Below are 25,739 nucleotides of genomic sequence, written 5' to 3'. Positions count from 1 at the left end.
CGGGTCCGCCGCGCCCCGTCCCGCGCCTTTGTAAAATCGCCGCAAAACAACTGACAAAAAGCTCCCGTATTTTTTTACGGGGGCTTTTGTTGTGTTTCGGAGAAGGACGTGTTACACTGAAATGTAAGAAATGTGTGAGGTGAGACCATGAAATTTTTGCGGGGATACACCAAAAAAGAGATCAGCTGGATGATGTACGACTGGGCCAACAGCGCTCACTCGGTGGTGGTAGTCACCATCCTGCCCATCTTTTTCAACACGGTGGCGGGCTATATGCAGGACGCCGCCTCCGGCATGACCGTCTGGGGCTACGCCACCAGCGCCGCCATGGCCATCGTGGCGCTGGCCGCGCCGGTGCTGGGCGTCTTCGGCGACTTTGAGGGCTTTCGCAAAAAACTGTTCACCGTGTTCATGCTGGTGGGCGTGCTCAGCTGCGCGGGGCTGGCCGTCACCCCTCAGCTGGATTTCGTCACCCCCGGCACGGCGGAGAAGGTGGGCCTGGCCATCCTGGTGCTGTATATCCTGTCCACCATCGGCTTTGCCGGCGCCAACCTCTATTACGACAGCTTTCTGAACGACGTCACCACCGAGGAGCGGATGGACAAGGTCTCCACCATGGGCTATGGTCTCGGGTACATCGGCGGCTCCACCATCCCGCTGCTCATCTTCCTGCTGCTGAATCTCATCCTGGGCAGCGACGCCATGCTCTTCTGCCTCTCCTTCGCCTTCGGCCTCACCGCCGTGTGGTGGTTCGTGTTCAGCTTCCCGCTGCTGAAAAACGTGGAGCAGGTGAGCTTCGTGCCCCGCAAAAAGGGCGCGGTGGCCGAGGCCCTCAAGGGCATCGGCTCCACCGTGAAGGAGATCTTCCGCTACAAGCAGATGTTCGTCTTCCTCATCGCCTACTTCTTCTACATCGACGGTGTGAACACCATCATCCATATGTCCACCAGCTACGGCGACACCCTGGGCCTGGACTCCACCAGCATGCTGCTGGCCCTCTTGCTGGTGCAGGTGCTGGGCCTGCCCTTCGCGCTGCTCTACATCAAGGCCAGCGAGAAGTTCGGCGCCCGGTTCATGGTGGGCGTGGGCATCTGCGTGTACATGTGCGTCACCGTCTTCGGTTTCTTCCTGCGGGAGGTCTGGCAGTTCTGGGTCATGGCCATCATGGTGGCCACCAGCCAGGGCGGCATCCAGGCGCTGAGCCGCAGCATGTTCGGCAAACTCATCCCCGACAAGAACCGCTCCGGCGAGTTCTTCGGCTTCTACGACATCTTCGGCAAGTTCTCGGCCATCATGGGCCCGGCGCTGGTGGGCTTTACCAGCGCGCTGGCGGGGGACGTGATGCTGAAAAATCAGGGCCTGGACCGGGTGAGCGCCACCGCCGAGCAGCTGGCCGCGGTGGACACCGCCGCCGCCCCCTGGGGCATCCTCAGCGTGCTGCTGATCTTCTTTGTGGGCGGCGGGCTTTACTTCTTTGTGCTGCCCAAATACCTGAAAAAGAAGTGAGCGGTTGTAACTTTCGGCCATTCGTTGTAGAATAAAGGGGCGGCCCCGGCCCGAGCGGTCGGCCGGCCGCCCCTTTTTTCACTCAAAACCGCAAGGGGGGAACCACCCATGCCGGAAGGCTACACCCATGTGCGCACCGCCAGGCGGGCCGCCGCCCTGGCCCAGCTGGAGATCGAGCACCCCGCCGCCTTCGCCTGCGGGGCCAACGGCCCGGACATCTTCTTCTGCTACCGGGCCTGGAAAAGCGGCGAAAAGCGGGGAGAAGACCTGCCCGCCCTGGGCGAGCGGATGCACCACGAGAACACCGGCGCCTTTCTGCGGGCGCTGGTGCAAAACGCCGCCACCCCGGTCCAGCGCAGCTATGCCCTGGGCTTTCTGAGCCACTACGCCGCCGACTGCACGGTGCACCCCTATGTGGTCTATGTGACCGGGGAGGGCGGCCCCTACGCGGGCCCCGGCGGCCACGGCTATTTTGAGATCGCGGTGGACAGCCACCTGCACGAACTGGACACCGGCAAGCTGGCGGTGCCGGTGGACGACACCACCCCGCTGCTGGCGGGGGCGGACCTGGCCGAGGTGGGGGCGCTGCTGCAAAAGAGCCTGCGCCAGGCCTACGGCCTAACCGTCAGCCGGGAGGCCCTGGCGGACACCTTCTGGCACACCCGGGCGCTGCGGCGGCTGTTCGTCAGCCGCTTTCACATCAAATACGCCCTGTTCTGGCTGGTGGAGCCGGCCTTCGGCGGGCGGGGGGCCGTCACCGGCCACATCACCCCCGCCCGGCTGGCGGGCACCGGCAGCCACCCCAAGGGCAGCCTGCCCTGCCCCTGGGTGGACCCCTTCACCGGCCAGCGGCGGATGGAGGACCTGAACGCCCTGCTCACCAAGGCGGTGCAGCGCTCGGCGGCCTACATGCTGGCCGCCCGCGGCTGGTGGGACGACCGCCTCTCCATGGACAAACTCTCCGCGCTGCTGGGCAGCGCCAGCTACCTGTCGGGCCTCGCGGACGAGCGCAGCTGCCCCGGCTTTGTGCCCCCGGAGGAGCCGCACGCCGGCCCCGCCGCGCGCAGGGAGGAAGCCCCGGCCAAAAAGCCCGCGCCGACGGAGGCCCCAAAACGGCCCGCCCGCCCCCGGCACAAGGCGCCCGCCCCGGCAGACGAGGCGGCCCCGGCGGAATAAACCACACAAAAGGGCCCCGGAGGCACGCGCCTCCGGGGCCCTTTTCGCGTTTGTTCACTTGATGCGCACATAGGCCTGGCGGGCGTTGTCCTTGCCCCGCTCGGTGCGCACCTCGAAGAGCCCCAGGCTCAGCACGAAGGGGGTCAGCTTGGAAAAGCCGAAGTTGCGCACGTCAAAGTCCGGGTAGCGCTTCACCAGCAGGTTGCCGATCATGCTCACCGCCAGCCAGCCGTCCTCGTCCGACTGCTCGGCCACGATGGCCCGGATGGCGCTGCGCATGGCGGTGAGCTCCGGGTCCTCTTTCGGGGCGGGGGGCTCGGCGGGCTCAGGCTGGGCGGCCTTCTTGCGGGCGGCCTTGGTCTTGGCGGGCTTCGCCTTCTCCTTTTCCTTGCCCTTGTCCGGCGCCGCCTTCTCCTCGGCGGCGGGGGCGGGCTCGGGCGCGGGGGCGGGTTCCGGTTCCGCCTCCGGCTGGGCGGCCAGCACGTCCAGATAGCGGAACAGGTTGCAGGCGGCGATGAAGGGTTTCGGGGTCTTTTTCTCCCCCATGCCGATCACCGTCATGCCCCCCTCCCGCAGCCGGCTGGCCAGGCGGGTGAAGTCGCTGTCCGACGAGACCAGGCAGAACCCCTCCACCTTGCCGGAATAGAGGATGTCCATGGCGTCGATGATCATGGCCGAGTCGGTGGCGTTCTTGCCGGTGGTGTAGCTGTATTGCTGGATGGGGGTGATGGAGTAGTCCAGCAGCACGTTCTTCCAGCTGGCCATGTTGGAACTGGTCCAGTTGCCGTAGATGCGCTTGTAGTTGGCTACCCCCTGGGTGGACACCTCGTCCAGGATGATCTTGATGTATTTGTCCGACACGTTGTCCGCGTCGATCAAAACCGCGAAACGGCGGTCTGCGGGCATGGGTGTGCCCCCTTTCTCAAAGGTGGGGCGGCCGGGCCGCCCGGGCGATCTCTCGCCCTTTCATTCTATCATACCACAAAGGAATAAAAGTGTAAAATTTGCGCCATCCTTGTGCCGGGCGTTGCCCCGCGCCTTGACAATCCGCCCCGCCGGCCCCATAATAAGAATGGTTGTCCGCAGGGAGGGCCCACGGGCCGCGGACAGCGCAAAAGAAAGCGAGGGAGAAATACCCATATGTTACAATTGGAGCATCTCGCCTGGTCCATCCCGGGCGGAAACGACATCATAAAAGACATCACCCTCCGGCTGGACACCGGCCGTCTGGTGGTGGTCACCGGCCCCAACGGCGGCGGCAAGACCACCCTGGCCAAGCTGATCGCCGGCATCCAGGCCCCCAGCGCCGGGCGCATTGTGTTCGACGGGCAGGACATCACCGCCCTGGACGTGACCGCCCGGGCCAAGGCGGGCATTGCCTACGCCTTCCAGCAGCCGGTGCGCTTCAAGGGCCTCACCGTGCGGGACCTGATGGAACTGGCCGCGGGCGAGACCCTGAGCGAGGCCGCCCTGTGCGATTTGATGGGCAAGGTGGGCCTGTGCGCCCAGGAGTATGTGGACCGGGAGCTGGACGCCAGCCTCTCCGGCGGCGAGATCAAGCGCATCGAGATCGCCAGCGTGCTGGCGAGGGGGGCGAAGCTGTCCATCTTCGACGAGCCGGAGGCGGGCATCGACCTGTGGAGCTTCGCGCGGCTGGTGGAGACCTTTGAGGAACTGCGCAGCAAGGGCACCGGCACCCTGCTGGTGATCAGCCACCAGGAGCGCATCCTCTCCATCGCCGACGAGATCGTGGTGGTGGCGGAGGGCCGGGTGCGCCAGGCGGGCCCGGCGGCCCAGGTGCTGCCCACCCTGCTGGCGGACGAAAAAGCGGTGCGCTGCCCGCTGGAAAAGGAGGACGCGAGAGTATGAACCAGATCACCGACGAACTGCTGCGCCTCATCAGCGGCATCAAGAGCGGCGACATGAAGGGCGCCTACAACATCCGGGAGGACGGCCAGTGCGCCGCCCGCCAGTCCAGCGAGAACATCCTCATCGAGTCCAAGAAGGACGCGCCGGGCCTGGTCATCCACATCAAGCCCGGCACCAAGGGCGAGACGGTGTATATCCCCGCCTGCGTCACCCACGCGGGCATCGACGACCTGGTCTACAACGATTTCTATGTGGGCGAAGGGGCGGACGTGATCATCGAGGCCGGCTGCGGCGTGCACAGCGAGGGCGAGGCGGAGGCCCGCCACAACGGCATCCACCGCTTTGTGCTGGAAAAGGGCGCCCATGTGCTGTACAAGGAAAAGCACATCGCCACCGGCAGCGGCACCGGCGGCAAGGTGATCGACCCGGTCACCGACGCGGAGCTGGCCGAGGGCGCGTGCCTGGAGATGGACACCGTGCAGCTGGGCGGCGTGAGCCACACCGACCGCAAGACCCGGGCGGTGCTGCAGAAGAACGCCCGCCTGCTGGTGCGCGAGCGCATCATGACCAGCGGCGACGAGTTCGCCCGCACCGACTTTGTGGTGCATCTGGACGGCGAGGGCAGTGCGGCCGACCTTGTGAGCCGCAGCGTGGCGCGGGGCCACTCCCGGCAGGAGTTCGCCTCCACCATCCGGGGCAACGCCCCCTGCACCGGCCACTCGGAGTGCGACGCCATCCTGGCGGAGAACGGCACCGTGCTGGCCCAGCCGGGCCTGGAGGCCGGCCATGTGGACGCCGCCCTCATCCACGAGGCGGCCATCGGCAAGATCGCCGGCGAGCAGCTGCTCAAGCTGTGCACCCTGGGCCTCACCCCCGAACAGGCGGAGGAGAAGATCATCCAGGGCTTCCTGAAATAAAAAAAGCGCCTTCCCCCCGGGGGGAAGGCGCTTTTTTGCGCTCACGCTTCGGTCAGCGGCGCCAGATACTTCTGCTCGTAGGTGTTCAGCCGGGCGTTGAAGGCCGCGTCCTGCCCTGCCAGCAGGCTGTGCTTGCGGGCGTGCACGTCCGGGTCGTCGGTCTCGTCGCCGATGAGCCGGGCGGCGATGTTGGAACAGTGGTCGGAGATGCGCTCGGCGTTGGTGAGCATGTCCAGGAACAAAAGCCCCGGTTCGATGGCGCACTCGCCGCCCTTGAGGCGGGCGATGTGCTCCTCGCGCATCACGTCGCACATCCGGTCCACCGTCTCCTCCAGCGGCTCCACCTGGGCGGCCAGGTCGGCGTCGGTCTGCACAAAGGCCAGCGAGGCGATGCGCTGCACCTCGTCCACCGCTTCGAACAGCAGCGCCGCCTGCTTTTTGGCGGTGGGGGAGAGGCTCCACTCCTGCTCCGACAGCTGGCGGGCGCAGTCCATCAGGTTCACCGTGTAGTCGCCAATGCGCTCGTACTCGCCCACGAACTTCAAAAACTCGCTCACCGCGTGGCTCTCGCTCTCGGTGAGTTCCTGGTCGCTGATGCGGATGAGGTAGTCGGTGATGGACACCTCCATCTTGTCCAGCAGTTCCTCCCGGTGGGAGACGTTGGCCGCCACATCGGCGTCGAACCGGTTGAACAGGCCCACCGTCTTGGCGAAGTTGGTGTGGGTGCGGCTGGCCATCTTCTCCACCGCGTTCTTGGCCTGCTGCAGCGCCACCGCCGGGCTCTGGAGCAGGCGCTGGTCCAGCACCGGCATGGACAGGTCCGCCGCCTCGCCCTCCTTCTCGGGGATGGTGCGCTCCGCCAGCCAGGCCAGCGCCCGGGTGAAGGGCATGAACAGCAGGGTGACCACCACGTTGAACAGGGTGTGGAAGTTGGCGATGTCGCCCTTGGTCATCACGTCGTTCCAGAAGGGGAACAGCCCCGCGGCCTTCAGGCCGTAGACCGCCGCCAGGAAGATGGCCGAGCCGATGACGTTGAAGTAGAGGTGCACGATGGCGCTGCGCTTGGCCGCGGTGGAGGCCCCCATGGAGGCGATCAGCGGGGTGGAGCAGGTGCCGATGTTCTGGCCCAGGATGATGGGGATGGCGCTGCCCCAGGTGACGACGCCGGTGCTGGACAGCGCCTGCAAAATGCCCACGCTGGCGCTGCTGGACTGGATGGCCACCGTGACCAGCGCCCCCGCCAGCACCCCCAAAAAGGGGTTCTGCAGGCTGGTGAACAGCCGCACGAAGAGGGGGCTGTCCTTTAAGGGCGCCACCGCGTTCTCCATGGTGAACAGGCCGGTGAACAGGATGCCGAAGCCCATGCAGATCTGGCCGATGTTGCGCTTTTTGGGGCTTTTTAGAAAGACGAACAGCACTGCGCCCACAAAGGCCACGATGGGGCTGAAGGTGCTGGGTTTCAACATGGTCAGCAGCCAGCCGGAGCCGGAGATGTCGCTCAAACGGATGAGCTGGCCGGTGACGGTGGTGCCGATGTTGGCGCCCATGATGATGCCGATGGCCTGGGACAGGGTGAAGATGCCGCTGTTCACCAGGCCGATGCAGATGACGGTGGTGCCCGCGCTGGACTGGATGAGCCCGGTGAGGATGGCCCCCAGCAGCACCGCCTTCCACACGCTGCTGGTCAGCCGCTGCAGAACGGCCTCCATTTTGCCGCCGGCCAGCTTCTCCAGCCCGGTGCCCATGATGGACATGCCGTACAAAAACAGCGCGATGCCTCCCGCCAGGTTGATCACATTGAAGATGGTCATACCGTCCTGCCCTTTCGCGCGGCCCGCGCCGCCTCGTTAAATTTTGGTTAAAACAAGGTAAAAAATCCGTAATCAAGTTGATTATACCATCAAAGGCGGGGGCGGGGCAAGAAAAAACCCCGCGAAAGCGAGGCTTTCGCGGGGAAAAAAGGCGGGATCGGGCAAAACAGGGCGGGAAAAGGCCGGGCGGCTCAGCCCTCCGGCGAGATGCCCAGGGGCGCAAGATAGGTCTGGCGGGCGGCGTCCAGCTGGCGGTTGAACTCGTCGTCGTGGCCCGCCAGCAGGCTGTGCTTGCGGGTGTGGAAGTCCAGGTCGTCGGCGCTCATGCCCACGATGCGCCCGGCGATGTTGGAGCAGTGATCGGAGATGCGCTCGGTGTTGGTGAGCACGTCCAGGAACACCACGCCCCCCTCGATGCTGCACTCGCCCCGCTTGAGCCGGCCGATGTGCCGCTCGCGCAGCGCGTCGCACATCTCGTCCACCGCCTGCTCCAGCGGCTCCACCTGGGCGGCCAGCACCGCGTCCTCGGCGGCGAAGGCGTCGTTGGCCACCCCCAGCGCCTTGCCGGCGCACTTCTCCAGCTGGTCCAGTTCGGCCCAGGCGTTTTTGGACAGGGTGATCTCCTCCTCGTGGATGCGCTGGGCGCACTGGAGGATGTTGATGGAGTAGTCGCCGATGCGCTCGTACTCCGAGATGAACTTCAGCAGTTCGCTCACCTGGCGGCTCTCGCCCTCGTTCAGCTCCTGGTCGCTGACCTGGATCAGGTAGTTGGTGATGGACACCTCCATCTTGTCCAGCAGCTCCTCCCGGTGGGTGATGGTGCTGGTCACCTCCGGGTCGTACCGGCGCAGCTGGCCGAAGGCCAGCTGGAAGTTGCGCTGGGCCCGGCGGGCCATCTTCTCCACTGCGCCCCGGGCCTGCTGCAGGGCCACCGCCGGGCTGGAGAGCAGCCGCTGGTCCAGCACCGGCATATCCAGATCCGCCGCCTCGGCGGGCTTGTCCGGCACGGTGTGCACCGCCAGCCAGGCCAGCACCTTGGTGAAGGGCAGAAACAGCAGGGTGACCACCACGTTGAACAGGGTGTGGAAGTTGGCGATGTCGCCCCGGTCGATCACCTCGTTCCAGAAGGGGAAAAAGCCCAGGGCCTTGAGACTGTAGATCACCGTCAGAAAGATGGCGGTGCCGATGATGTTGAAGTAGACGTGCACCATGGCGCTGCGCCGCGCGGCGGTGGAGGTGCCGATGGAGGCCAGCAGGCTGGTGGAGGTGGTGCCGATGTTCTGGCCCAGGATGATGGGGATGGCGCTGCCCCAGGTGACCACCCCGGTGCTGGACAGCGCCTGCAGGATGCCCACGCTGGCCGAGGAGGACTGGATGGCCACCGTGACCAGGGTGCCCGCCAGCACCCCCAGGAAGGGGTTTTGCAGGCTGGAGAACAGCTGCACGAAGAGGGGGCTGTCCTTGAGGCTGCTCACGCCGGCCTCGATGGTGAACATGCCGGTGAACAGGATGCCGAAGCCCATGCAGATCTGGCCCACGTTGCGCTTTTTGGGGCTTTTGAAAAAGACGTAGAGCACCGCGCCGATGAAGGCCACGATGGGGCTGAAGGTGCTGGGCTTGAGCATGGTGAAGATCCAGCCGGAGCCGGAGATGTCGCTCAAACTCAGCAGCTGGCCGGTGACGGTGGTGCCGATGTTGGCGCCCATGATGATGCCGATGGCCTGGGGCAGCGCCAGGATGCCGCTGTTCACCAGGCCCACCACGATGACGGTGGTGCCGGAGGAGGACTGGATCAGCGCGGTGATCACCGCGCCCAGCAAAACGCCCTTCCACACGCTGCTGGTCAGCCGCTGCAGAATGGCCTCCAGCTTGCCGCCGGCCAGCTTTTCCAGGCCGCTGCCCATGATGGACATGCCGTAGAGAAAGAGGGCCAGGCCCCCGGCCACGTTGATCACGTCAAAAACGGTCATAAAAACACCTCAAAGCTCGATTCCCCGCAAACGTCATTTTCCGGTGCGGCCCGGTGCCGCACCGGCACGATTATACCATGGGATTTAACATGCCTTCCACAGCCCGGCGGAACATTTTACATACATTTTACCCAAACCGGGCGAAAAACCGCGCCCGAAGGGGCTTTTTCCGGCAGCATCTCCCGGCGGTGTTAAAAAAAGGGAAAGCGGGGCGGCGGGCGAAAAGGGCGCAAAGAAGCCGCCCCGGCAGGGGGCGGCGAGGCACCGGCGGAACCGGCGGCAAAGAGGGCACGGGCCGCGGCCCCGCAGCGGGGCGGGAGCCGGGGGGACAGGGGCGGGGCAGAAGCGGCAAACCGCCCGTTTTTACAGGGCGGCAAGGGTATAGCCGGCGGCCCGCAGCCCGTCGATCAGATCGCCCAGCAGGGCGCTGTTGGTGGCCATGGGGTGCAAAAGATAGATGGCGTCCGGGTGGGCGGCGGCCAGCGCCTTTTCCAGGCTCTCGGCCACCTCCGGCTGGTCATTTGCGTCCCAGTCGGCGTAGGCGTAGCTCCAGAAGACGCTGCGCATCCCCTCGTTGGCGGCCAGCGCCAGCAGCCGCTGGCTGAACACCCCCTCCGGGAAGCGGAACAGGGTGGGGGCCACCCCGAACTGCGCCGCAAATTGGGCGTTGAAGTCGGTGATCTCCGCCCGGGCCTCCTCGTCCGGGAGGGCGGTCATGTCCTTGTGGCTGGCCGAGTGGCTGCCCACCGTGTGCCCCTCCGCCAGCATACGCTCCACCGTGTCGGCGTTGTTTTTGGCGTAGCTGCCCACCACAAAGAAGGTGGCGGGGGCGTTTTTCTCCCGCAGCGTGTCCAGGATGGCGGCGGAATATCCCGTCTCATAGCCGAAGTCAAAGGTGAGGTAGATGGTGGGCGTCTCGGCCGCGGGGGCCAGGAACGCCCCGCCCCACGGGCCGTATTTCTCCTGGTAGGCCACCGCGCCGATGGGCTGGTTGCGCTCGTTCACCTGCCTGCCCTGGCCCCAGCCCAGGCGCTCTGTGTCCAGACCCGCCAGATCGAAGGGGGTGGCCAGCGGCTGCCAGGCCGGCCCTGCCGGGGCGGGGCTGGCCGTGGGCGCGAGGGTGGGGGAGGGCGACGGGGCAGGGGTGGGCGCGGCGCTCACAGCGGCGGGCGCGGCCGGCGCCGCGGGCGCGGAGGCCGGCTCCTCGTTCCGGGCGCGGCCGGCGAACACCGCCACCGCCAGGGCGAGGCAGCACACCGCCGCGAAGATGCACAAAAGGGCGAGCCTGCGCATAACAGCGCTCCTTTCCGAGGGTCAGCCACCCTCGCTCATCACCACCACGTTGGCCCGGGCGGGCAGGCAGGCGGCCCAGTCGTCCTGCCGGCTCAGCCAGCCGTAGCCCTCGCACAGGTGGTCGGGACAGGGGGAATCCACAAAGGCGATGGCTCCGTCCTTCACCTCCAGGTGGATGGTGTAAATGCCGGTGTCCACGTCGTAGCGGGCGTCCTTGTCCAGCGGGATCTCCATGGTCTTGCCGTCCTCGCCGAAGGTCAGCAGGGCGGTGCCCCCCGACGGCCGCAGCTGCAGCAGGGCAAACAGCGCCAGCGCCGCCGCCAGCAGCACGCCGGCAAAGATCAGGTTGGTCTTCAGGGCCTTTTTGTCCTTCATGAACGAGTCCTCGCGTTTCTCTGAATTCCCCTTCATTATAACAGAAAATACCCGGCGGGCAAATGGTTTTCAAGGCGGCGCGCCGGTGGTATAATAGACGGGAGAACTGCCGCGGCCCCCGCGGCACAGAGAGTATCGACCGATCCAAAAGGAGATAAACAACTATGCTGATCGAACAATACCGCGCCGCGGCGGAGGCCTTTGTGGCCCAAAACCGCGACAACGTCGTCCGCGACATCAAGCGCCTGGTGGATGTGCCCAGTGTGGAGGGCGCGCCCGAAGAGGGCAAGCCCTTCGGCCCCGGCCCCGCCGCCGCCCTGGCGGAGGGCCTGGCCATTGCCGGGGAGATGGGCCTTGCCACCCACAACTGCGAAAACTACATCGGCTGGGCCCAGCTTGCGGGCGCCACCGACGCCCAGATCGCCACCATCACCCATCTGGACGTGGTGCCCCAGGGCAACGGCTGGACCGCCGACCCCTTTGATATGCAGGTGCGGGACGGCTGGCTCATCGGCCGCGGCGTGGCGGACGACAAGGGCCCCAGCGTGCTGTGCCTGTACGCCCTGAAGTTTCTGAAGGAGAACAACGTCCCCCTGAAGTACACCGTGCGGGCGCTGCTGGGCGCCAACGAGGAGACGGGCATGAAGGACGTGGACTACTATCTGGAGCACTACGCCGCCCCCGCCTTCTGCTTCTCGCCGGACGCCGAGTTCCCGGTGTGCAACGGGGAGAAGGGCGGCTTCAACGGCGAACTGGTGAGCGGGCCGCTGGCGGGCAACCTGCTGGAGTTCGAGGGCGGCGTGGCCCACAACGTCATCCCCGACCGGGCCAGCTGCCTGGTGAAGGGGGACATCGCGCAGCTTTCCGAGCGCCAGGGCATCACCCTGGAGGCGGAAAACGGCGCGGTGCGCATCCGGGGCTGGGGCAAGGGCGGCCACGCCGCCATGCCCGCCGGCACGGTGAACGCCATCGGCCTCATCGTGGACTACCTGCTGGACAACGGGCTTTGCACCGAGGCGGAGAACGAATTTTTGAAGGTGCTGCAAAAGCTGCACCACGCCACCGACGGCAGCGGGGTGGGCATCGCCGCGAAGGACGAGGCCTTTGACCCCCTCACCATCATCGGCGGCATGATCACGATCCGGGACGGACGCATCCGGCAGGATCTGGACTGCCGGTATCCCACCAGCATCACCGGTGAGGAGATCGCCCGGCGGCTGGCCGACGCGCTGGGCAAGGCCGGCACGGTGGAGGACGCCCGCTGGAAAAAGCCCTTCTACATCAGCGCCGACGACCCGGCCATTCAGGCCCTGGTGGACACCTACAACCAGGTCACCGGCGAAAACGCCAAGCCCTTCACCATGGGCGGCGGCACCTACGCCCGGCACTTCCCCCGGGCGGTGAGTTTCGGCCCCGAGCGGCTGGACACCGTGCTGCCGGAATTTGCCGGCCCGATGCACGGCGCCAACGAGGGGGCCAACATCGACCAGCTGATGCAGGCGCTGAAGATCTACATCCTGGCGCTGCTGCGGCTGCAGGACATCGAACTGTAACTGATTTTTGAGGGAAAAACAGGGTCAGGATCCGCGGGCGTGTACCGGGGATCCTGATACCTTGACAGAAAAAGTCGGCGGTTTTGTGTGCACAGTGCGTAAAACCGCCGGCTTTTTCGCCGGCAGAGGGGTGCCGTTCGCTTTAGGGGTGGCGCCCCGGGGCCGTGGGGCAGAGGGCGCGCTGCCGGGACAAAGGGCGCGGCCTTACTGCGGCCGCGAAGCCCGGATGGGCAGACCAAAAAGCGGCCCCCGCGCTGTTGCGGGGGCCGCTTTTGTGCGTTTCAGGCCATCAGAAGAACAGGTCCTTGCCGGGATACACCGGCTCCATCGTGAGGCGCACCCCCAGCTTGCGCAGGGTGCCCTCGTCGCCGCTGTGCAGCATCTGGGTGGAGTGCATGTCGCAGTCCCGCAGGTCCTTGAGGGCGGCCAGGGCCCGGGCGGCGGTCTCGTCGGTGGCGGCGCTCACCGCCAGGCCCGCCAGCACGTCGTCCACCTTCAGCACGCTGGCCCGGCTGTGGAGGTAGTCCACCTTGAGGCGCAGCAGCGGCACCAGCACCTGCTGGCTGATGAGCAGCACCTCGTCGGGGATGCCCGCCAGCGCCTTGATGCTGTTCAGCACGGTGGCGCTGGAGGCGCTCATCAGATCGCTGGCTTTGCCGGTGACGATCTGCCCGTCCGGCAGCTGCAGCGCCGCCGCGGGGCTGCCGCTGGCGCGCTGCTTTTCCAGCGCCGGGGCCACCACCGCCCGGCTGTCGGTGCCCACGTCCAGCTGCTGCAGGATGCTCTCGATCTTGCGCAGAGCCGCCTCGCTGGCCTTGCCCTGCTTTGCGTCGCAGGCGGCCTTGTAGTAGCGGCGCAGGATCTCCTGGGTGGCGGCCTCGCGCACCACCTTGTCGTCGAAGATGGCGTAGCCCGCCATGTTCACCCCCATGTCGGTGGGGCTGCGGTAGAAGTTTTTGTCGCCGGTGATGCGGGCCAGGATGTTCTGCACGATGGGAAAGGCCTCCACATCCCGGTTGTAGTTCACGGTGGTCTCGCCGTAGGCCTCCAGGTGGAAGGGGTCGATCATGTTCACGTCGTCCAGGTCGGCGGTGGCCGCCTCGTAGGCCAGGTTCACCGGGTGCTTCAGGGGCAGGTTCCAGATGGGGAAGGTCTCGAATTTGGCGTAGCCCGCCATCACCCCCCGCCGGTACTCGTGGTACACCTGGGAGAGGGCGGTGGCCAGCTTGCCGCTGCCGGGGCCCGGGGCGGTGAGCACCACCAGGGGCTTGGTGGTCTCGATGTAGGGGTTGGAGCCGTAGCCGGCGTCGGAGCAGATGTGGTCCACCGCCATGGGGTAGCCGGCGATGGGCCGGTGGACGTAGTTCTTCACCCCCCGGCTGGAAAGCTTCTTGGCGAAGGCGTCGGCGGCGGGCTGGCCGGTGTACTGGGTGATGACCACGCTGTTCACCGCGATGTCCATGGCGGTGATGTCGTCGATGAGGCGCAGCACCTCCATGTCGTAGCTGATCCCCAGGTCCGCCCGCATCTTGGTCTTTTCGATGTCGCCGGCGGAGACGCAGAAGATGATCTCCGCCTTGTCCCGCAGTTCGTGCAAAAGGCGGATCTTGCCGTTCACGTCAAAGCCGGGCAGCACCCGGGCGGCATGGTAGTCGTCGAACAGCTTGCCGCCGAACTCCAGGTACAGTTTGCCCTTGAATTTGTCGATCCGGGCCAGGATGTTCTCGGTCTGTTTTTGAATGTAAAGATTGTTGTCAAATCCGATCTGCATACACATTACCCTCGCCATGTTTCAGAGTGAGTTCAATACTTATACAGGATACCACGCGCCCCGGCCCAATGCAAGAAAAACCGCGGCTTGAGGCGCAAAAGGGCCTGCGGCCCGCCCGCGAAAATGCCGGCGAAAAAAGTTCGAAAATTCCCCCTTGCATTTTGGCGCGGACCGTGCTATAATAAACGTCGTCGCGGAGGATTAGCTCAGCTGGTTAGAGTGCCTGCATCACACGCAGGAAGTCTGGGGTTCGAGTCCCTAATTCTCCACCACAACAAACAGATCCGAACCTTGTGCCGGTTGGCAATGGGTTCGGATTTGTTGTTTATACGGGCTGGCATCGCGGATCGCATGCCGCCAGGATCGAATTTACGGAGGAACTGTTATGGAACGAATCGCGAGCTTTACGATCGACCATCTGCGGCTGCTGCCCGGCTTGTATGTCTCCAGGCGGGACCGGCAGGGGGACTGTGTGGTGACCACCTTTGATCTGCGGATCACGGCCCCCAACCGCGAGCCGGTCATCGACGTGCCGGCGCTGCACACCATCGAGCACCTGGCGGCCACCTACCTGCGCAACGCGCCCCGCAAAGACGAGATCGTGTATTTCGGGCCCATGGGCTGCCGCACCGGCTGCTACCTGGTGATGTTCGGGGACCTGAACCCCCAGGATGTTCTGGAGATGGTGCTGGACATGTGCGACTTTATCCTGCGCTATGAGGGGGAGATCCCCGGCGCCCGGCCGGAGGAGTGCGGCAACTACTCCGAACAGAACCTGAACATGGCCAAATACTACATCAGAAAGTACAAAGAGGAACTGACGGCCCACCGGCGGTTCACATACCCCGCCTAAAGGCCGCGGCGGCGGGCCCCGGCCCCGCCGCCGCGGCAAAAATTTTTTCGGCGCCCGCGCTCCCGCCCGCCCCGGCTGGAAAAAAATGGGGGCAGTGTGCTATACTGATGGTATCGGCGGGCGGAAAACGCCGCCAAAAGCCTCAAGCCGCTTGAAGGGTGGGACGTACCGGATGTATCAGAAATACAGCATCGGCAAGATGGCCTCGCTGCTGGGCATCTCCGCCGAGGCGATCCGCTACTACGAGAGCAAGGGCATCATCCGCCCGCTGCGGGACCCGGAAACCGGCTACCGCTACTACAGCACCTGGGACCTGCACATGCTGCTGCGGGCCCGCCACTACCAGCGATACGGCTTCTCCCTGGAGCAGGTGAGCGAGTTGTTCCGCAGCCGGGAACTGGGCTTCATCCAGGACCGCCTGCGGGACCAGGAGGCCGCGGTGGAGCACGAGATCATCTTTCAGATGAACATGCTCAAGCGCATCCGCCAGAGCCAGGCCATGATCCAGGACGCCCGGGAGAGCGTGGGCGTTTTCAAGCTGGCCCAGCGGCCCGGCATCTACCGCATCAACACCCAGCAGAACTACACCCTCTTCCGGGACAAGGCCCAGCTGGGCCTTGTCGCCGAATGGGCGGAAAAGGAGCCCTTTGTCTACTCCTGCGCCGTCTTTTACGAGGACCGCATCCGGGCGGGGGACTCCCACTTCGACTTCGGCATGGGCCTCAACGAGGAGTACGCCGAATTTCTGCAGGTGAAACAGGGCTCCGGCGTGCAGTACTATCCTCCCTGCCCCTGTGTGCACACCTGCGTGCCCTCCCGCTCGGGCCAGTACCTCACGCTGGACAGCCTGCGCCCCGGCTTCGACTGGCTGCGGCGCAACGGCCTGGACCTGGCAGGGGACGTGGTGACCCAGGTGGTGTGCATGACCAAACCGGAGGAGGAGTATTTCAACTGGCACATCGTGTGGTATCCCGTGGCCCCGGGCTGACCGGGGCCGGACGGCCCGGCGAAAGCGCATCCCCCGCTGTCGGGGGCCCCGCCCCGGGCGCCCGCCTCGCCGACGGAAAATCGCCCGCCGCGCCCCGGCGGAAAAATGCCTGCCGTACCGACGGAAAATCGCCCGCCGCGCCGACGGAAAACGCCCGCCGGCCCCGGCGGAAAAACGCCCGCCGCCCGCGGAAAAGGCTCCCGTCCTGCCGCCTGCGGGCCTGCCAAAACGAAAATCAGCGCCGTCCCTGTTGTTGTTTTTCACAACGGGGGCGACTTTTTTTGTGGCAAAATGCCGGATTGACATTAAAATAACTTGAATCCCTATACTGTTGTGCGGAAACAAAAAAGATCCTTTTGCCGGCGGGCCCCCGGAAAAGGATCTCTTTGTTACCCGGGATCGTTAAATCCACAACGTTATAAATGCAACGATATGCTTTGAAGGAGCGAGGAACGATGAGTGAGGAAAAGAAAGTCGTGCTGATCACCGGCGCCGCCATGGGCCAGGGCCGTGCCCACGCGGTAAAGTACGCCCAGAACGGGTTCAATGTGGTGGTGGCGGACATGCTGGACGTGGAGGACGCCCGCTTCCAGGAGACCATCCGTGAACTGGAGGCCCTGGGCGCCGAGGTGCTGGCGGAGAAGTGCAACGTGTGCAGCACCCCGGATATGGAAAAGCTCTTTGCGGACACCTGGGCCAAGTTCGGCCGGCTGGACGTGGTGATCGCCAATGCGGGCGTGATCAACTTCGGCAACACCTGGGAGCTCACCGACGCCCAGGTGGAGAAGGTCATCAACATCGACCTGATCGGCACCTGGCGCACCGACAAGTACGCCACCCAGTACATGCTCAAGCAGGGCTTCGGGCGCATCATCAACATCTCCTCCACCAGCGGGCTGTACGGCACCCCCAAGCTGGCCACCTACTGCATGGCCAAATGGGGCGTGCTGGGCCTGACCAAGACCCTGGCCAAGGAAGTGGGCAGCAAGGGCATCATCGTGAACGCCCTGTGCCCCACCAAGGTGAAGACCCCCATGTGCGAGACCCAGGACTATGTGGAGTTCATCAACGAACTCACCGGCAAGCACTTCGCCGACTACAAGGAGATGTACGCCGGCGTGCCCTTCCTGGAGGTGGAGGACATCTCCGACATGGTCTACTGGCTGGGCACCAGCCGGGCCGCCGGCAAGTTCAACGGCCGGGACGTGGCCCTGGACCTGGGCACCCTGCAGTGCTGAGCACCCGACGAGAGAGGAGTTTTTGACATGACCGTTACCAAATCTACCCGCTGGCGGGTGTTCGCGGGCGTGTGGCTGCAGAGCCTGTTCACCTCCGCCACCGCCTTTTTCAGCCTGTTCTGCATCCCCCTGACCACCCAGTTCGGCTGGAGCGATTCCGACTTCGCCCTGGCCTACACCATCTACATGTTCGTCTACTGCGCGGTGGGCTTCATCGGCGGCTCGCTGGCCGAGAAGCTCAGCCCCCGCATCACCATCTACATGGGCCTGTGCCTGTTCGCCGGCGGCTGGTTCCTCACCGGCTTTGCCACCAGCATCCCCCAGCTGTACATCTTCTACGGGCTGCTGGCCGGCGCGGGCGGCGGCCTGATCTACCCCGCCTGTCTGCCCACCGCCCTCAAGTGGTTCCCGGACCGCTCCGGCTCCATCTCCGGCCTGGTGCAGGCCGGCGCCTCCTGCGGGCCCTTCATCATGAGCCCCATCGCCCAGGCGCTGATCGACTCCCTGGGCGCCCAGATGACCTGCCGTGTGCTGGGCATCGTGTTCCTGATCGGCGTGGGCGCCGTGGCCTGGATGATCGTGCCCTGCCCCGAAGGCTGGATGCCGGAAGGCTGGAAGCCCTCCGCCTCCCAGGCCAAGGTGCTCTCCACCCGTGACTACAACATCGGCCAGATGGTGCGCACCCCGGTGTTCTGGGTGCTGCTGCTGATGTTCATCTTCGCCAACGCCGCCGGCACCATGATGGTCAGCTTCACCAGCCCCATCGCCCAGCGGCAGGTGGGCCAGGACGCCATGGTGGCCGCTCTGTGCGTGTCCATCATGACCCTGTCCAACATGTGCGGGCGCATCGGCTTCGGCTTCATCTACGACATCCTCAAGGGCTGGAAGAGCCTGGTGCTGCTGATGGTCATCAACGGCGCGTCCATGCTGCTGCTCACCCAGGCCACCAGCCTGCCCTTCTTCATCTTCTGCGTGGTGCTGGTGGGCTTCTCCTTCGGCGGCCTGCTGGTGGTCTTCGCGCCGATGGTCCGGCTGATCTTCGGCTCCAAGAACTACAACAGCAACTACGGCCTGATCTTCATCGGCTACGGCATCGGCGCCTTTGTGGGCCCGAAGATCAGCGCCTACTTCTACGACACCACCGGCCGGTACACCATGGGCTTTGTGGGGTCCGCGATCCTGGCGGTGGCCGCCATCGTGCTGATCCTGGTGGCTCAGAAGCTGGCCGAAAAGATGATGGCGCAAAAGTAAAAACGCCCGCGCGGCGCGGCAAACAAAAGCGGGGCGGCATGGCAAAGGCCATGCCGCCCCACTTGTTTTGTTGTGCGGCGCAGCGGCCGGCAGGCCGATGCCCGCCGCCCCCTCGGCACCCGGGCCGCGGGTGAACGCGGCGGGGTTTACTCCGGCGCCTTCATGCTCTCCACCATGCTGATGTTCTTCAGCTTGCGGTACATCACCGCGTTCACCAGCAGGCTGAACAGGATGGTCAGCAGGGCCGACCACACAAAGCTGGGCGGATAGATGGAGCGGCCGAACATCACCATGTCCACCTCGGCGGTGCGGATGACGAAGGTGTGCAGCGCGATGCCGAACACGAGGCCGCAGGCCGTGCCGATGAGGGTGAGGATGGAGGTCTCCCGGTAGATGTAGGCGCCCACCTCGCCGTCGTAGAAGCCCAGCACCTTGATGGTGGCCAGCTCCTTCGAGCGCTCGGTGATGTTGATGTTGGTGAGGTTGTACAGCACCACGAAGGCCAGCGCCCCCGCCGCCACGATCAGCACCACCACGATGTAGTTGATGCTGTCGAGGCTCTGGGAAAAGCTGGCGGTGATCTCGTGGGTGAACTGGGCGCCCGCCACATCCCGGCACTTCAGCAGCGCGGTGGCCAGGGCGTCCTCCCCCTCGGGGGTGTCCACGCCGTCCGCCAGGCGACAGTAGAGCAGGTTGGGCTCCGGGTCCTTGCCGAAGGCGGCCCGGTAGACGTCCGCGCTCATGTAGACGTAGTGATACACATAGTTCTCGCAGATGCCGGTGATGGTGAAGGTGGCCTCGTCGCCGTCGGCGTTCTCCACCGTGATGGCGTCGCCCACCTCCAGCTTCTGACGCTCCGCCAGCTTTTCGGTGATGATCACCGAGCCCTCCTCAAAGGGCACCGTTCCGCCGCCCACCCGGTGCCGGAAGGTGAAGTACTCGTTCATGGCCTGGGTGTCGGTGGGCACCGCCAGATAGACGTTGTCCTCCGGGGTGTCCTCCCGGGGCACCACGGTGGCGTCCTCCTGGGTCACCGCCAGGTAGCCGGTGATCTGGTCGCCGCTTTGCAGCAGGGCCTGCAGGTCCCGGCCCTCCAGGGCGCTCTCGTCCTGCAGCGACACCAGCAGCTGATAGTGGGCCAGCTCGTTGAACTGCTTTTCCACGATGTCGGAGATGGAGTCGTGCAGGCCGAAGCCGGTCACCAGCAGGGCGGTGCAGCCGGCGATGCCCACCACCGTCATGAAGAAGCGCTTTTTGTAGAGGAACAGGTTGCGGGCGGTGACCTTGTGGGTGAAGCGCATCCGCCGCCACACCGGGCCGATGTGCTCCAGCAGGATGCGCTTGCCCGCCTTGGGGGCCTTGGGCAGCATCAGGCTGGCGGGCTGCTCCCGCAGTTCGGCCCAGCAGGCGTTCAGGGTGGCCAGCAGGGTGCAGGCCAGCGCCGCGCCGGTGGCCAGCAGCCCGAAGCCCCAGTTGAAGGGGGTGAGCAGTTCGGGCAGGTCATACATGATGTTGTAGGCGCTGAGGATGATGCGGGGGAACAGATGCATGCCGATGAGCATGCCCACCGCGCTGCCCGTGAGGCTGGCGGTGAGGGCATAGAGGATGTACTTGGCGGCGATCTGCCAGCGGGAGTAGCCCAGCGCCTTCATGGTGCCCACCTGGCCCCGCTCCTCCTCCACCATGCGGGTCATGGTGGTGAGGGCCACCAGCGCCGCCACCAGGAAGAAGAACACCGGGAACACCGTGGCGATGGCGGCGATCTTGTCGGCGTTGTCGCCGTAGCTGGAGAAGCTGGTGTTGTCGCTGCGGTCGCCCAGGATCCACTTGCCCTTCTCGATCTGGCGCACCTCGCTCTCGGCGTCCAGGATCTCCTCCTTCGCGTCCGCCAGTTCTGTCTCCGCCTCGGCCTTGTTGTCCTCATATTCCTGCTGGCCGTCGATCAGCTCCTGGCGGGAATCCTCCAGCTCGGCCAGGCCGTCGGCGTACTGCTGGCGGGCGTCCAGCAGCTTTTCGTCCGTCTCCGCAAAGGTTCTCTCGGTGGAGGCGATGGTGTCGTTCAGTTCCTGCTCCTTCTGCTGCAGTTCGGCCCAGCCGTCGCTCAGCTGTTTGCGCCCGTCGTTGATCTGGGCCTGCTGGGCGTCCAGCGCCGCCAGCGAGGCATCCAGAGTGGTGCCCTGGTCCGCCAGCGCCTGCAGGCCGGTCTTCAGCTGGGTCAGCTGCTCCAGCAGCGCGGCGCTCTGCTCGGGGGTCATGGCCGCGCCGGCGGGCACGCCCGGAAGCGCCCCGGTCCCGGCGGCCGTGCTGTCCCCGGTGGCGCCGCTTTGGGCGGTGCCGCCCTCGGCAGCCGTGCCGCCCTGGGCCGTGCCGCCTTCCGTTGTGCCGCCCTGGGCCGTGCCGCCGCCGGCGAGAAGCTGCTCCACCGTGGCGATGGTCCGCAGGGTGGCGGCGTCCGACTGGTCGGAGGCGTCGATGGGCAGGCCCATCTGCTGCAGCATCGGCACGATCTGCCCCCAGAAGGCGGTCTTGCCCGTCTGCAGCTGGTCCAGCTGCGCCCGGCCCTCGTCCAGTTTGGCCTGGGCGTCGTCCAACTGGGCCTGGTTGCTCAGGATCTTGTCCTTGCCGTCGGCGATCTGCTGCTTGTAGCCGGGCAGCAGCCGGTAAAACTCGTCCTTGCCGTCGTCCAGTTCCGCCTGGCCCCGGTCGATCTCCAGCTTGGCGTCCTCCAGCTCCGCCTCGCCGTCCGCCAGCTTGGCCCAGCCGTCGTCCAGCTCGTCTTTCGCGTCCGCCAGTTTCTGCTCCGCCTCGGCCTTTTTGTCGTTGTATTCCGCCCAGGCGTCGTCCAGTTCGGCCTGGGCGTCGTGGATGATCTGGTCGTAGCGGGCCTGGACCCGCCCGTCCTGAATGGCCTCCAGCCCGTCCATCACGCCGGCCACCTTGTTCTCATAGGCCGCGGAGAAGGAGTTGAGTTCGCTCGCCCCCTCCACCGCGATGTAAAAGGTGGTGTAGTAGTCCATGTCAAAGCTCGCCTCGGGGGCGTAGGCGAACAGGTCGATGGTGCCGCTGCCGGTGTTGGTATACTCCGCCTCCACCGAGAAGTAGGCGGCGGAGCGCACGGTGCCCACCACCGTGAAGGTGGCGGGCAGCGCGCCGGTGATGTCCTCGTCGTTTTCGGTGGCGTTTACCGTCAGCACGTCGCCGATCTCAGGGGTGTCGCCGGAAAAATCCTTGGTCAGGCCCACGGCGATCTCGCCGGGGGCGGAGGGCATCCGGCCCTCCACCAGCGTGAGCCGGTTGAGCCGGTCGGCCTCGGGCAGGTCGTCCCCGGGGATGCTCTGCAGCCGGGTGGTGAGGCTCTCGCCGGAGGACTTGGTCAGCACCAGGTCCATGTCCCGGGCGGGCATCACCGTCGCCACGCCCTCCACGGCGCGCACGGCGGCCAGGTCCTCGTCGGTGAGGCCCTGGGTGGACTGGATCTTGATGTCGTAGAGGTCTGCCTCGCGGCAGTAGGTGTCGGTGGACAGGCGCATGTCCACCGGGGCGGCCAGCAGGCCGGACAGAAAGCCCACCCCCAGCGCCACGATGGCGAAGATCGCCAGAAAGCGGGAGAGGCTGGAGCGCACCGTGCGCAGGATGGACTTCCAGTAAGTACGATTCAACAACTCATATCACCACTCGATCTGTTCCACCGGCGTGGGGGCGGGGTTGGTCTCGTTGGAGATGGCCTGCCCGCTCTTGATGCGGATCACCCGGTCCGCCATGGCGGTGAGCGCGCTGTTGTGGGTGATGACGATCACCGTGCGGCCGGTGGTGCGGCAGGTGTCCTGCAGGAGTTTGAGCACCTGTTTGCCGGTGTTGTAGTCCAGCGCGCCGGTGGGCTCGTCGCACAGAAGGATCTTGGGGTTCTTGGCCAGCGCCCGGGCGATGGACACCCGCTGCTGCTCGCCGCCCGAAAGCTGCGCCGGGAAGTTGGCCATCCGCTGCCCCAGGCCCACATGCTCCAGCGTCTCGGCGGCGGGCAGGGGGTCGCGGCAGATCTCGCTGGCCAGCTCCACGTTCTCCAGGGCGGTGAGGTTCTGCACCAGGTTGTAGAACTGGAACACAAAACCCACGTCGTGCCGGCGGTAGCCGGTGAGCTGCCGCTGGGTCATGGCGCTGATCTCGGCGCCGTCCAGCCAGATGTGGCCCTCGTCGCACACGTCCATGCCCCCCAGCATGTTCAGCACGGTGGTCTTGCCCGCGCCGGAGGGGCCCACGATGACGCAGAACTCCCCCTTGTCGATGTGGAAGCTGATGTGGTCGGCGGCGGCGATGCGCACTTCCCCCATCTGGTAGTACTTGCACACCTTGTCGAATATCACAAAATGCTCCCGGCCGTCCATGCCAGATCCCTCCGCCCTGCAAAGTTGAAAGAAGGGCGCTGCGCGCGCCCGGTCCTTTTACCTCATATTATAAAGAAAAGTGTGGCGTTTGTGTGGGCTAATTTGTAAATTATCTATGAAAAAAGCCCCTTTTTTGGCCCTTTTTCCTCCCCGCGCCGCCCGGCGGCGAAAAAGAGGAGCGCGGCGCGGGCAAAAGGCCCGCCGCGGTCTTTTTTTGGCGGGGCGGGTGTGATACAATAAAGCAGAGCGCGTGCCCGGCACGCCGCCGCCCCAAAAGGAGGAACGACCCGTGATCGATCTTGTGACCCTGCGGGAATTTTTGTTTCGGGAAAAATACCTGCGCCAGGTGCGCCACATCACCCTGAACCCCGGCGGGCCGGGGGTGGTGCGGCTGCACATGGTGCCCCCCGCCACCCGGCTGCGGCGCAGCGTGCCCTATGTGGTGATCCTCAACGGCCGCGACGTGCTGCCGCTGAACATCTCCTGGGCCATCCTGCTGGCCTGCCTGATGGACGCCCTGGCCCCTTACGCCGACCGGGAGGTGCCCGACGAGGCGCTGGAGGGGGTGGCCGCCAAAGCGGTGGACGCCGCCCGGCGGGTGTACCCCGGGGTGAAGCCCGCCCGCATGCGCGCCGAACTGGACCGGATGCTGCAAAGCTTCATCGCCATCGCCCGGGGCCAGCAGCCGCCGGAGGAGGTGGCGCCCATCAGCCTGGGGGACTATGCCCCCCAGATGACCGCGCCGCACCGGATGGACCTGATGATCAGCGCCATGGAGAAGGAGGGCCGCTGGAACTGCAACCAGAAGTGCCTGCACTGCTACGCCGCCGGCCAGCCGGAGGCGAGCCTGGAGGAGCTGGACACCGCCGGCTGGAAACAGGTGCTGGAAAAACTGCGGGCCGCGGGGGTGCCCCAGGTGACCTTCACCGGGGGCGAGCCCACCATGCGCGCCGACCTGGCGGAACTGGTGGACGCCGCCCGCTGGTTTGTCACCCGGCTGAACTCGAACGGCCGGCTGCTCACCCCCGCGCTCTGCAAGGCCCTCTATGAGGCGAGCCTGGACAGCGTGCAGATCACCCTGTACAGCGCCGACGCCGCCGCCCACAACGAACTGGTGGGCGCGCCCGGCTTTGCCGACACGGTGGCGGGCATCCAAAACGCCCTGGCGGCGGGCCTCTCGGTGAGCGTGAACACCCCGCTGTGCAGCCGTAACGCCGACTACGCCGCCACGCTGGCGTTCCTCCACGGCCTCGGGGTGCGCTACGTCACCTGCTCGGGGCTCATCCCCACCGGCGGGGCCCTCACCGAGGGCAGCCGGGCCACCCGCCTGTCTCCGGAGGAACTGGAAGCGCTGCTGAAGCAGGCGGTGGAATACTGCGCCGCAAACGGCATGGAGATCGATTTCACCAGCCCCGGCTGGCTGCCCCCCGAGACGCTGCTGGGCCTGGGGCTGCCCATGGCCCCCACCTGCGGGGCCTGCCTGAGCAACATGGCGGTGGCCCCCGACGGCACGGTGGTGCCCTGCCAGAGCTGGCTGACCGATGACGGGCTGGGCAACATCCTCACCGATGACTGGAAGGCCATCTGGCACAGCCCCCGGTGCGCCGCCATCCGGGCCGAGAGCGCCAGGATGGACCACATCTGCCAGCTGCGGGAGAAGGAGGGCGCGCAATGAAAAAAGCAAAACGCTTCGCCCTGGCCTTCGCGGCGCTGGCGCTGCTGACGGCGGTGCTCTTCTGCCCGGCGACCCTGGCCGCCGATCTGGATCGCATTGACGACTACAACATCGTGGTGACGCTCCAGGAGGACGGCAGTGCCGTCATCGACTATGAGATCACCTGGACTGTGCTGGACTCCACCACCGCCGGCCCGCTGGAATGGGTGAAGGTGGGAATGCCCAACAATAATATTGAGCCGGTGATCTGGATGCGTAAGCCCATCACCGTAGCCTACCCTTACAACGAAGGAGGCAGCTATGTACGGCTGGAACTGGATCGCCCCTATCAGGCGGGGGAGACGGTGCAGTTGGACTTTTCGGTGCAGGTGAGCCACCTGTATGAGGTCTACGACGACGGGTCCGTGAATTTCGAGTTTACTCCCGGCTGGTTCGACGAGGCTGAGACCCGCCACCTCTCCCTCACCTGGAAGGACGGCGCGGGTAACGCCAGCTATGCCGCCAGCCTGGATGGCGTGCCCGTTACCGGCGACCTGGTGGACGTGGAGGGCGGCGTGCAGGGCGAGTGGACCGACCTGCCCAGTGGCGCGCGCCTCACCTTTACCGCCGACTACGCGGACCAGTCCGCCTTTGCCGCCGCCCCGCTGGACGCCACCATGGACCGGAACAGCGCCGACACCGGCGGCTGGGAGATGGGCGACATCGTGGTGCAGCAGAGCAGCGTGGACGTGGACGCCCTGATGACGATGGTGCTGGTGACCATCGTGATCCTCTGGATCATCGTGCGCCGCGCCTCCGGCAATTATTTCCTGGGCGGTTTCGGGGGCTGGTTCTGGCCCCACCACCACGGCGGGCCCCGCCCGCCCCATGGCGGCGGGGGCGGCGGCGCTTCCGGCGGCTTCGGGGGCTTTGGCGGCGGCTCCAGCCGGGGTTCCGGCGCGGGCCGGCGCTCGGGGGGCGGCTGCGCCTGTGCCTGCGCCTGCGTCTCCTGCGCCTGCGCCTGTGCCTGCGCGGGCGGCGGGCGGGCCGGCTGCAGCGCCAAGGACTTTAAGGGCGCGGTGAACGCCGCCGCCCTGCACGCCATTCTGGAACAGAACAAGGAGGAGTGACC

The 25,739-nt window shown here is 65.9% G+C and carries 19 protein-coding genes and 1 tRNA gene; 12 read left to right on the top strand and 8 right to left on the bottom strand.

Annotated features, from left to right (window positions below; genetic code table 11):
• Window positions 1–147: 147 nt before the first annotated feature.
• Window positions 148–1,506: an MFS transporter gene (locus ACH2A7_RS02985; protein WP_394959934.1), complete on the top strand. Its 1,359-nt coding sequence runs from the start codon at window positions 148–150 to the stop codon at window positions 1,504–1,506.
• Between the two features lie 108 nt (window positions 1,507–1,614).
• On the top strand, window positions 1,615–2,682 hold the full coding sequence (locus tag ACH2A7_RS02980) for a zinc dependent phospholipase C family protein (RefSeq protein WP_394959932.1): 1,068 nt from the start codon (window positions 1,615–1,617) through the stop codon (window positions 2,680–2,682).
• Window positions 2,683–2,736: 54 nt separating this feature from the next.
• Here the strand turns inward: ACH2A7_RS02980 and ACH2A7_RS02975 are convergent, their stop codons facing one another.
• Complete coding sequence (locus ACH2A7_RS02975; protein ID WP_394959930.1) at window positions 2,737–3,588, bottom strand: NYN domain-containing protein; 852 nt, start codon at window positions 3,586–3,588, stop codon at window positions 2,737–2,739.
• 234 nt (window positions 3,589–3,822) lie between these two features.
• Here ACH2A7_RS02975 and ACH2A7_RS02970 point away from each other — a divergent pair, with 234 nt between their 5' ends.
• Complete coding sequence (locus ACH2A7_RS02970) at window positions 3,823–4,551, top strand: ABC transporter ATP-binding protein (protein ID WP_394959928.1); 729 nt, start codon at window positions 3,823–3,825, stop codon at window positions 4,549–4,551.
• A complete protein-coding gene (locus ACH2A7_RS02965) occupies window positions 4,548–5,468 on the top strand; it encodes a SufB/SufD family protein (RefSeq protein ID WP_394959926.1) in 921 nt (306 codons plus the stop codon). Before ACH2A7_RS02970 ends, ACH2A7_RS02965 begins: the two co-directional genes overlap by 4 nt.
• 41 nt (window positions 5,469–5,509) lie before the next feature.
• Here ACH2A7_RS02965 and ACH2A7_RS02960 read toward each other — a convergent pair whose 3' ends face one another.
• The 4 genes from ACH2A7_RS02960 to ACH2A7_RS02945 form a co-directional block, all read right to left on the bottom strand.
• The gene (locus ACH2A7_RS02960; protein ID WP_394959924.1) at window positions 5,510–7,279 is read right to left on the bottom strand and encodes a Na/Pi cotransporter family protein; all 1,770 of its coding nucleotides are present in this window, start codon (window positions 7,277–7,279) and stop codon (window positions 5,510–5,512) included.
• Between the two features lie 191 nt (window positions 7,280–7,470).
• Window positions 7,471–9,249, bottom strand: coding sequence for a Na/Pi cotransporter family protein (locus tag ACH2A7_RS02955; RefSeq protein ID WP_394959922.1), 1,779 nt, complete (start codon window positions 9,247–9,249; stop codon window positions 7,471–7,473).
• Between the two features lie 363 nt (window positions 9,250–9,612).
• Window positions 9,613–10,542: a polysaccharide deacetylase family protein gene (locus ACH2A7_RS02950; RefSeq protein WP_394959920.1), complete on the bottom strand. Its 930-nt coding sequence runs from the start codon at window positions 10,540–10,542 to the stop codon at window positions 9,613–9,615.
• 21 nt (window positions 10,543–10,563) lie between these two features.
• On the bottom strand, window positions 10,564–10,917 hold the full coding sequence (locus ACH2A7_RS02945) for a NusG domain II-containing protein (protein ID WP_394959918.1): 354 nt from the start codon (window positions 10,915–10,917) through the stop codon (window positions 10,564–10,566).
• A gap of 164 nt (window positions 10,918–11,081) precedes the next feature.
• Here ACH2A7_RS02945 and ACH2A7_RS02940 point away from each other — a divergent pair, with 164 nt between their 5' ends.
• Complete coding sequence (locus tag ACH2A7_RS02940; protein WP_394959916.1) at window positions 11,082–12,470, top strand: Sapep family Mn(2+)-dependent dipeptidase; 1,389 nt, start codon at window positions 11,082–11,084, stop codon at window positions 12,468–12,470.
• 289 nt (window positions 12,471–12,759) lie between these two features.
• Here the strand turns inward: ACH2A7_RS02940 and ACH2A7_RS02935 are convergent, their stop codons facing one another.
• On the bottom strand, window positions 12,760–14,241 hold the full coding sequence (locus tag ACH2A7_RS02935) for a DUF1846 domain-containing protein (protein WP_394959914.1): 1,482 nt from the start codon (window positions 14,239–14,241) through the stop codon (window positions 12,760–12,762).
• A 195-nt stretch (window positions 14,242–14,436) separates the two neighbouring features.
• On the opposite strand from ACH2A7_RS02935, the gene ACH2A7_RS02930 reads away from it, so the two are divergent.
• From ACH2A7_RS02930 to ACH2A7_RS02910, 5 genes are all read left to right on the top strand, one after another.
• A tRNA-Val gene (locus ACH2A7_RS02930) sits at window positions 14,437–14,513 on the top strand.
• Window positions 14,514–14,626: 113 nt separating this feature from the next.
• Window positions 14,627–15,094 (top strand): S-ribosylhomocysteine lyase, encoded by a 468-nt coding sequence (locus tag ACH2A7_RS02925; protein ID WP_394959912.1) that lies wholly within the window; start codon window positions 14,627–14,629, stop codon window positions 15,092–15,094.
• A gap of 172 nt (window positions 15,095–15,266) precedes the next feature.
• Complete coding sequence (locus tag ACH2A7_RS02920; RefSeq protein WP_394959910.1) at window positions 15,267–16,082, top strand: MerR family transcriptional regulator; 816 nt, start codon at window positions 15,267–15,269, stop codon at window positions 16,080–16,082.
• 455 nt (window positions 16,083–16,537) lie between these two features.
• Entirely contained in the window at window positions 16,538–17,320 is a 783-nt protein-coding gene (locus tag ACH2A7_RS02915; RefSeq protein WP_394959907.1) for an SDR family NAD(P)-dependent oxidoreductase, read from the top strand.
• Window positions 17,321–17,347: 27 nt separating this feature from the next.
• Entirely contained in the window at window positions 17,348–18,571 is a 1,224-nt protein-coding gene (locus ACH2A7_RS02910) for an OFA family MFS transporter (RefSeq protein ID WP_394959905.1), read from the top strand.
• A gap of 146 nt (window positions 18,572–18,717) precedes the next feature.
• Here the strand turns inward: ACH2A7_RS02910 and ACH2A7_RS02905 are convergent, their stop codons facing one another.
• Window positions 18,718–22,230, bottom strand: coding sequence for an FtsX-like permease family protein (locus tag ACH2A7_RS02905; RefSeq protein ID WP_394959903.1), 3,513 nt, complete (start codon window positions 22,228–22,230; stop codon window positions 18,718–18,720).
• 9 nt (window positions 22,231–22,239) lie between these two features.
• Entirely contained in the window at window positions 22,240–22,953 is a 714-nt protein-coding gene (locus ACH2A7_RS02900; protein WP_394959901.1) for an ABC transporter ATP-binding protein, read from the bottom strand.
• Between the two features lie 289 nt (window positions 22,954–23,242).
• Between ACH2A7_RS02900 and ACH2A7_RS02895 the strand changes: the two genes are divergently transcribed.
• Together ACH2A7_RS02895 and ACH2A7_RS02890 are read left to right on the top strand one after the other, a co-directional pair.
• On the top strand, window positions 23,243–24,628 hold the full coding sequence (locus ACH2A7_RS02895) for a radical SAM/SPASM domain-containing protein (protein WP_394959899.1): 1,386 nt from the start codon (window positions 23,243–23,245) through the stop codon (window positions 24,626–24,628).
• Window positions 24,625–25,737 carry a hypothetical protein gene (locus ACH2A7_RS02890; protein ID WP_394959897.1) on the top strand — a complete coding sequence of 371 codons (1,113 nt, stop codon included), beginning with the start codon at window positions 24,625–24,627 and terminating at the stop codon, window positions 25,735–25,737. Before ACH2A7_RS02895 ends, ACH2A7_RS02890 begins: the two co-directional genes overlap by 4 nt.
• Window positions 25,738–25,739 lie beyond the last annotated feature (2 nt).

It is taken from the genome of Candidatus Allofournierella merdavium (genome assembly GCF_944382735.1).
Classification (GTDB): Bacteria; Bacillota; Clostridia; order Oscillospirales; family Ruminococcaceae; genus Allofournierella_A; species Allofournierella_A merdavium.
The sequence above is the reverse complement of the archived record's forward strand: the minus strand, read 5'-3'. Positions and strand labels throughout refer to the sequence as shown.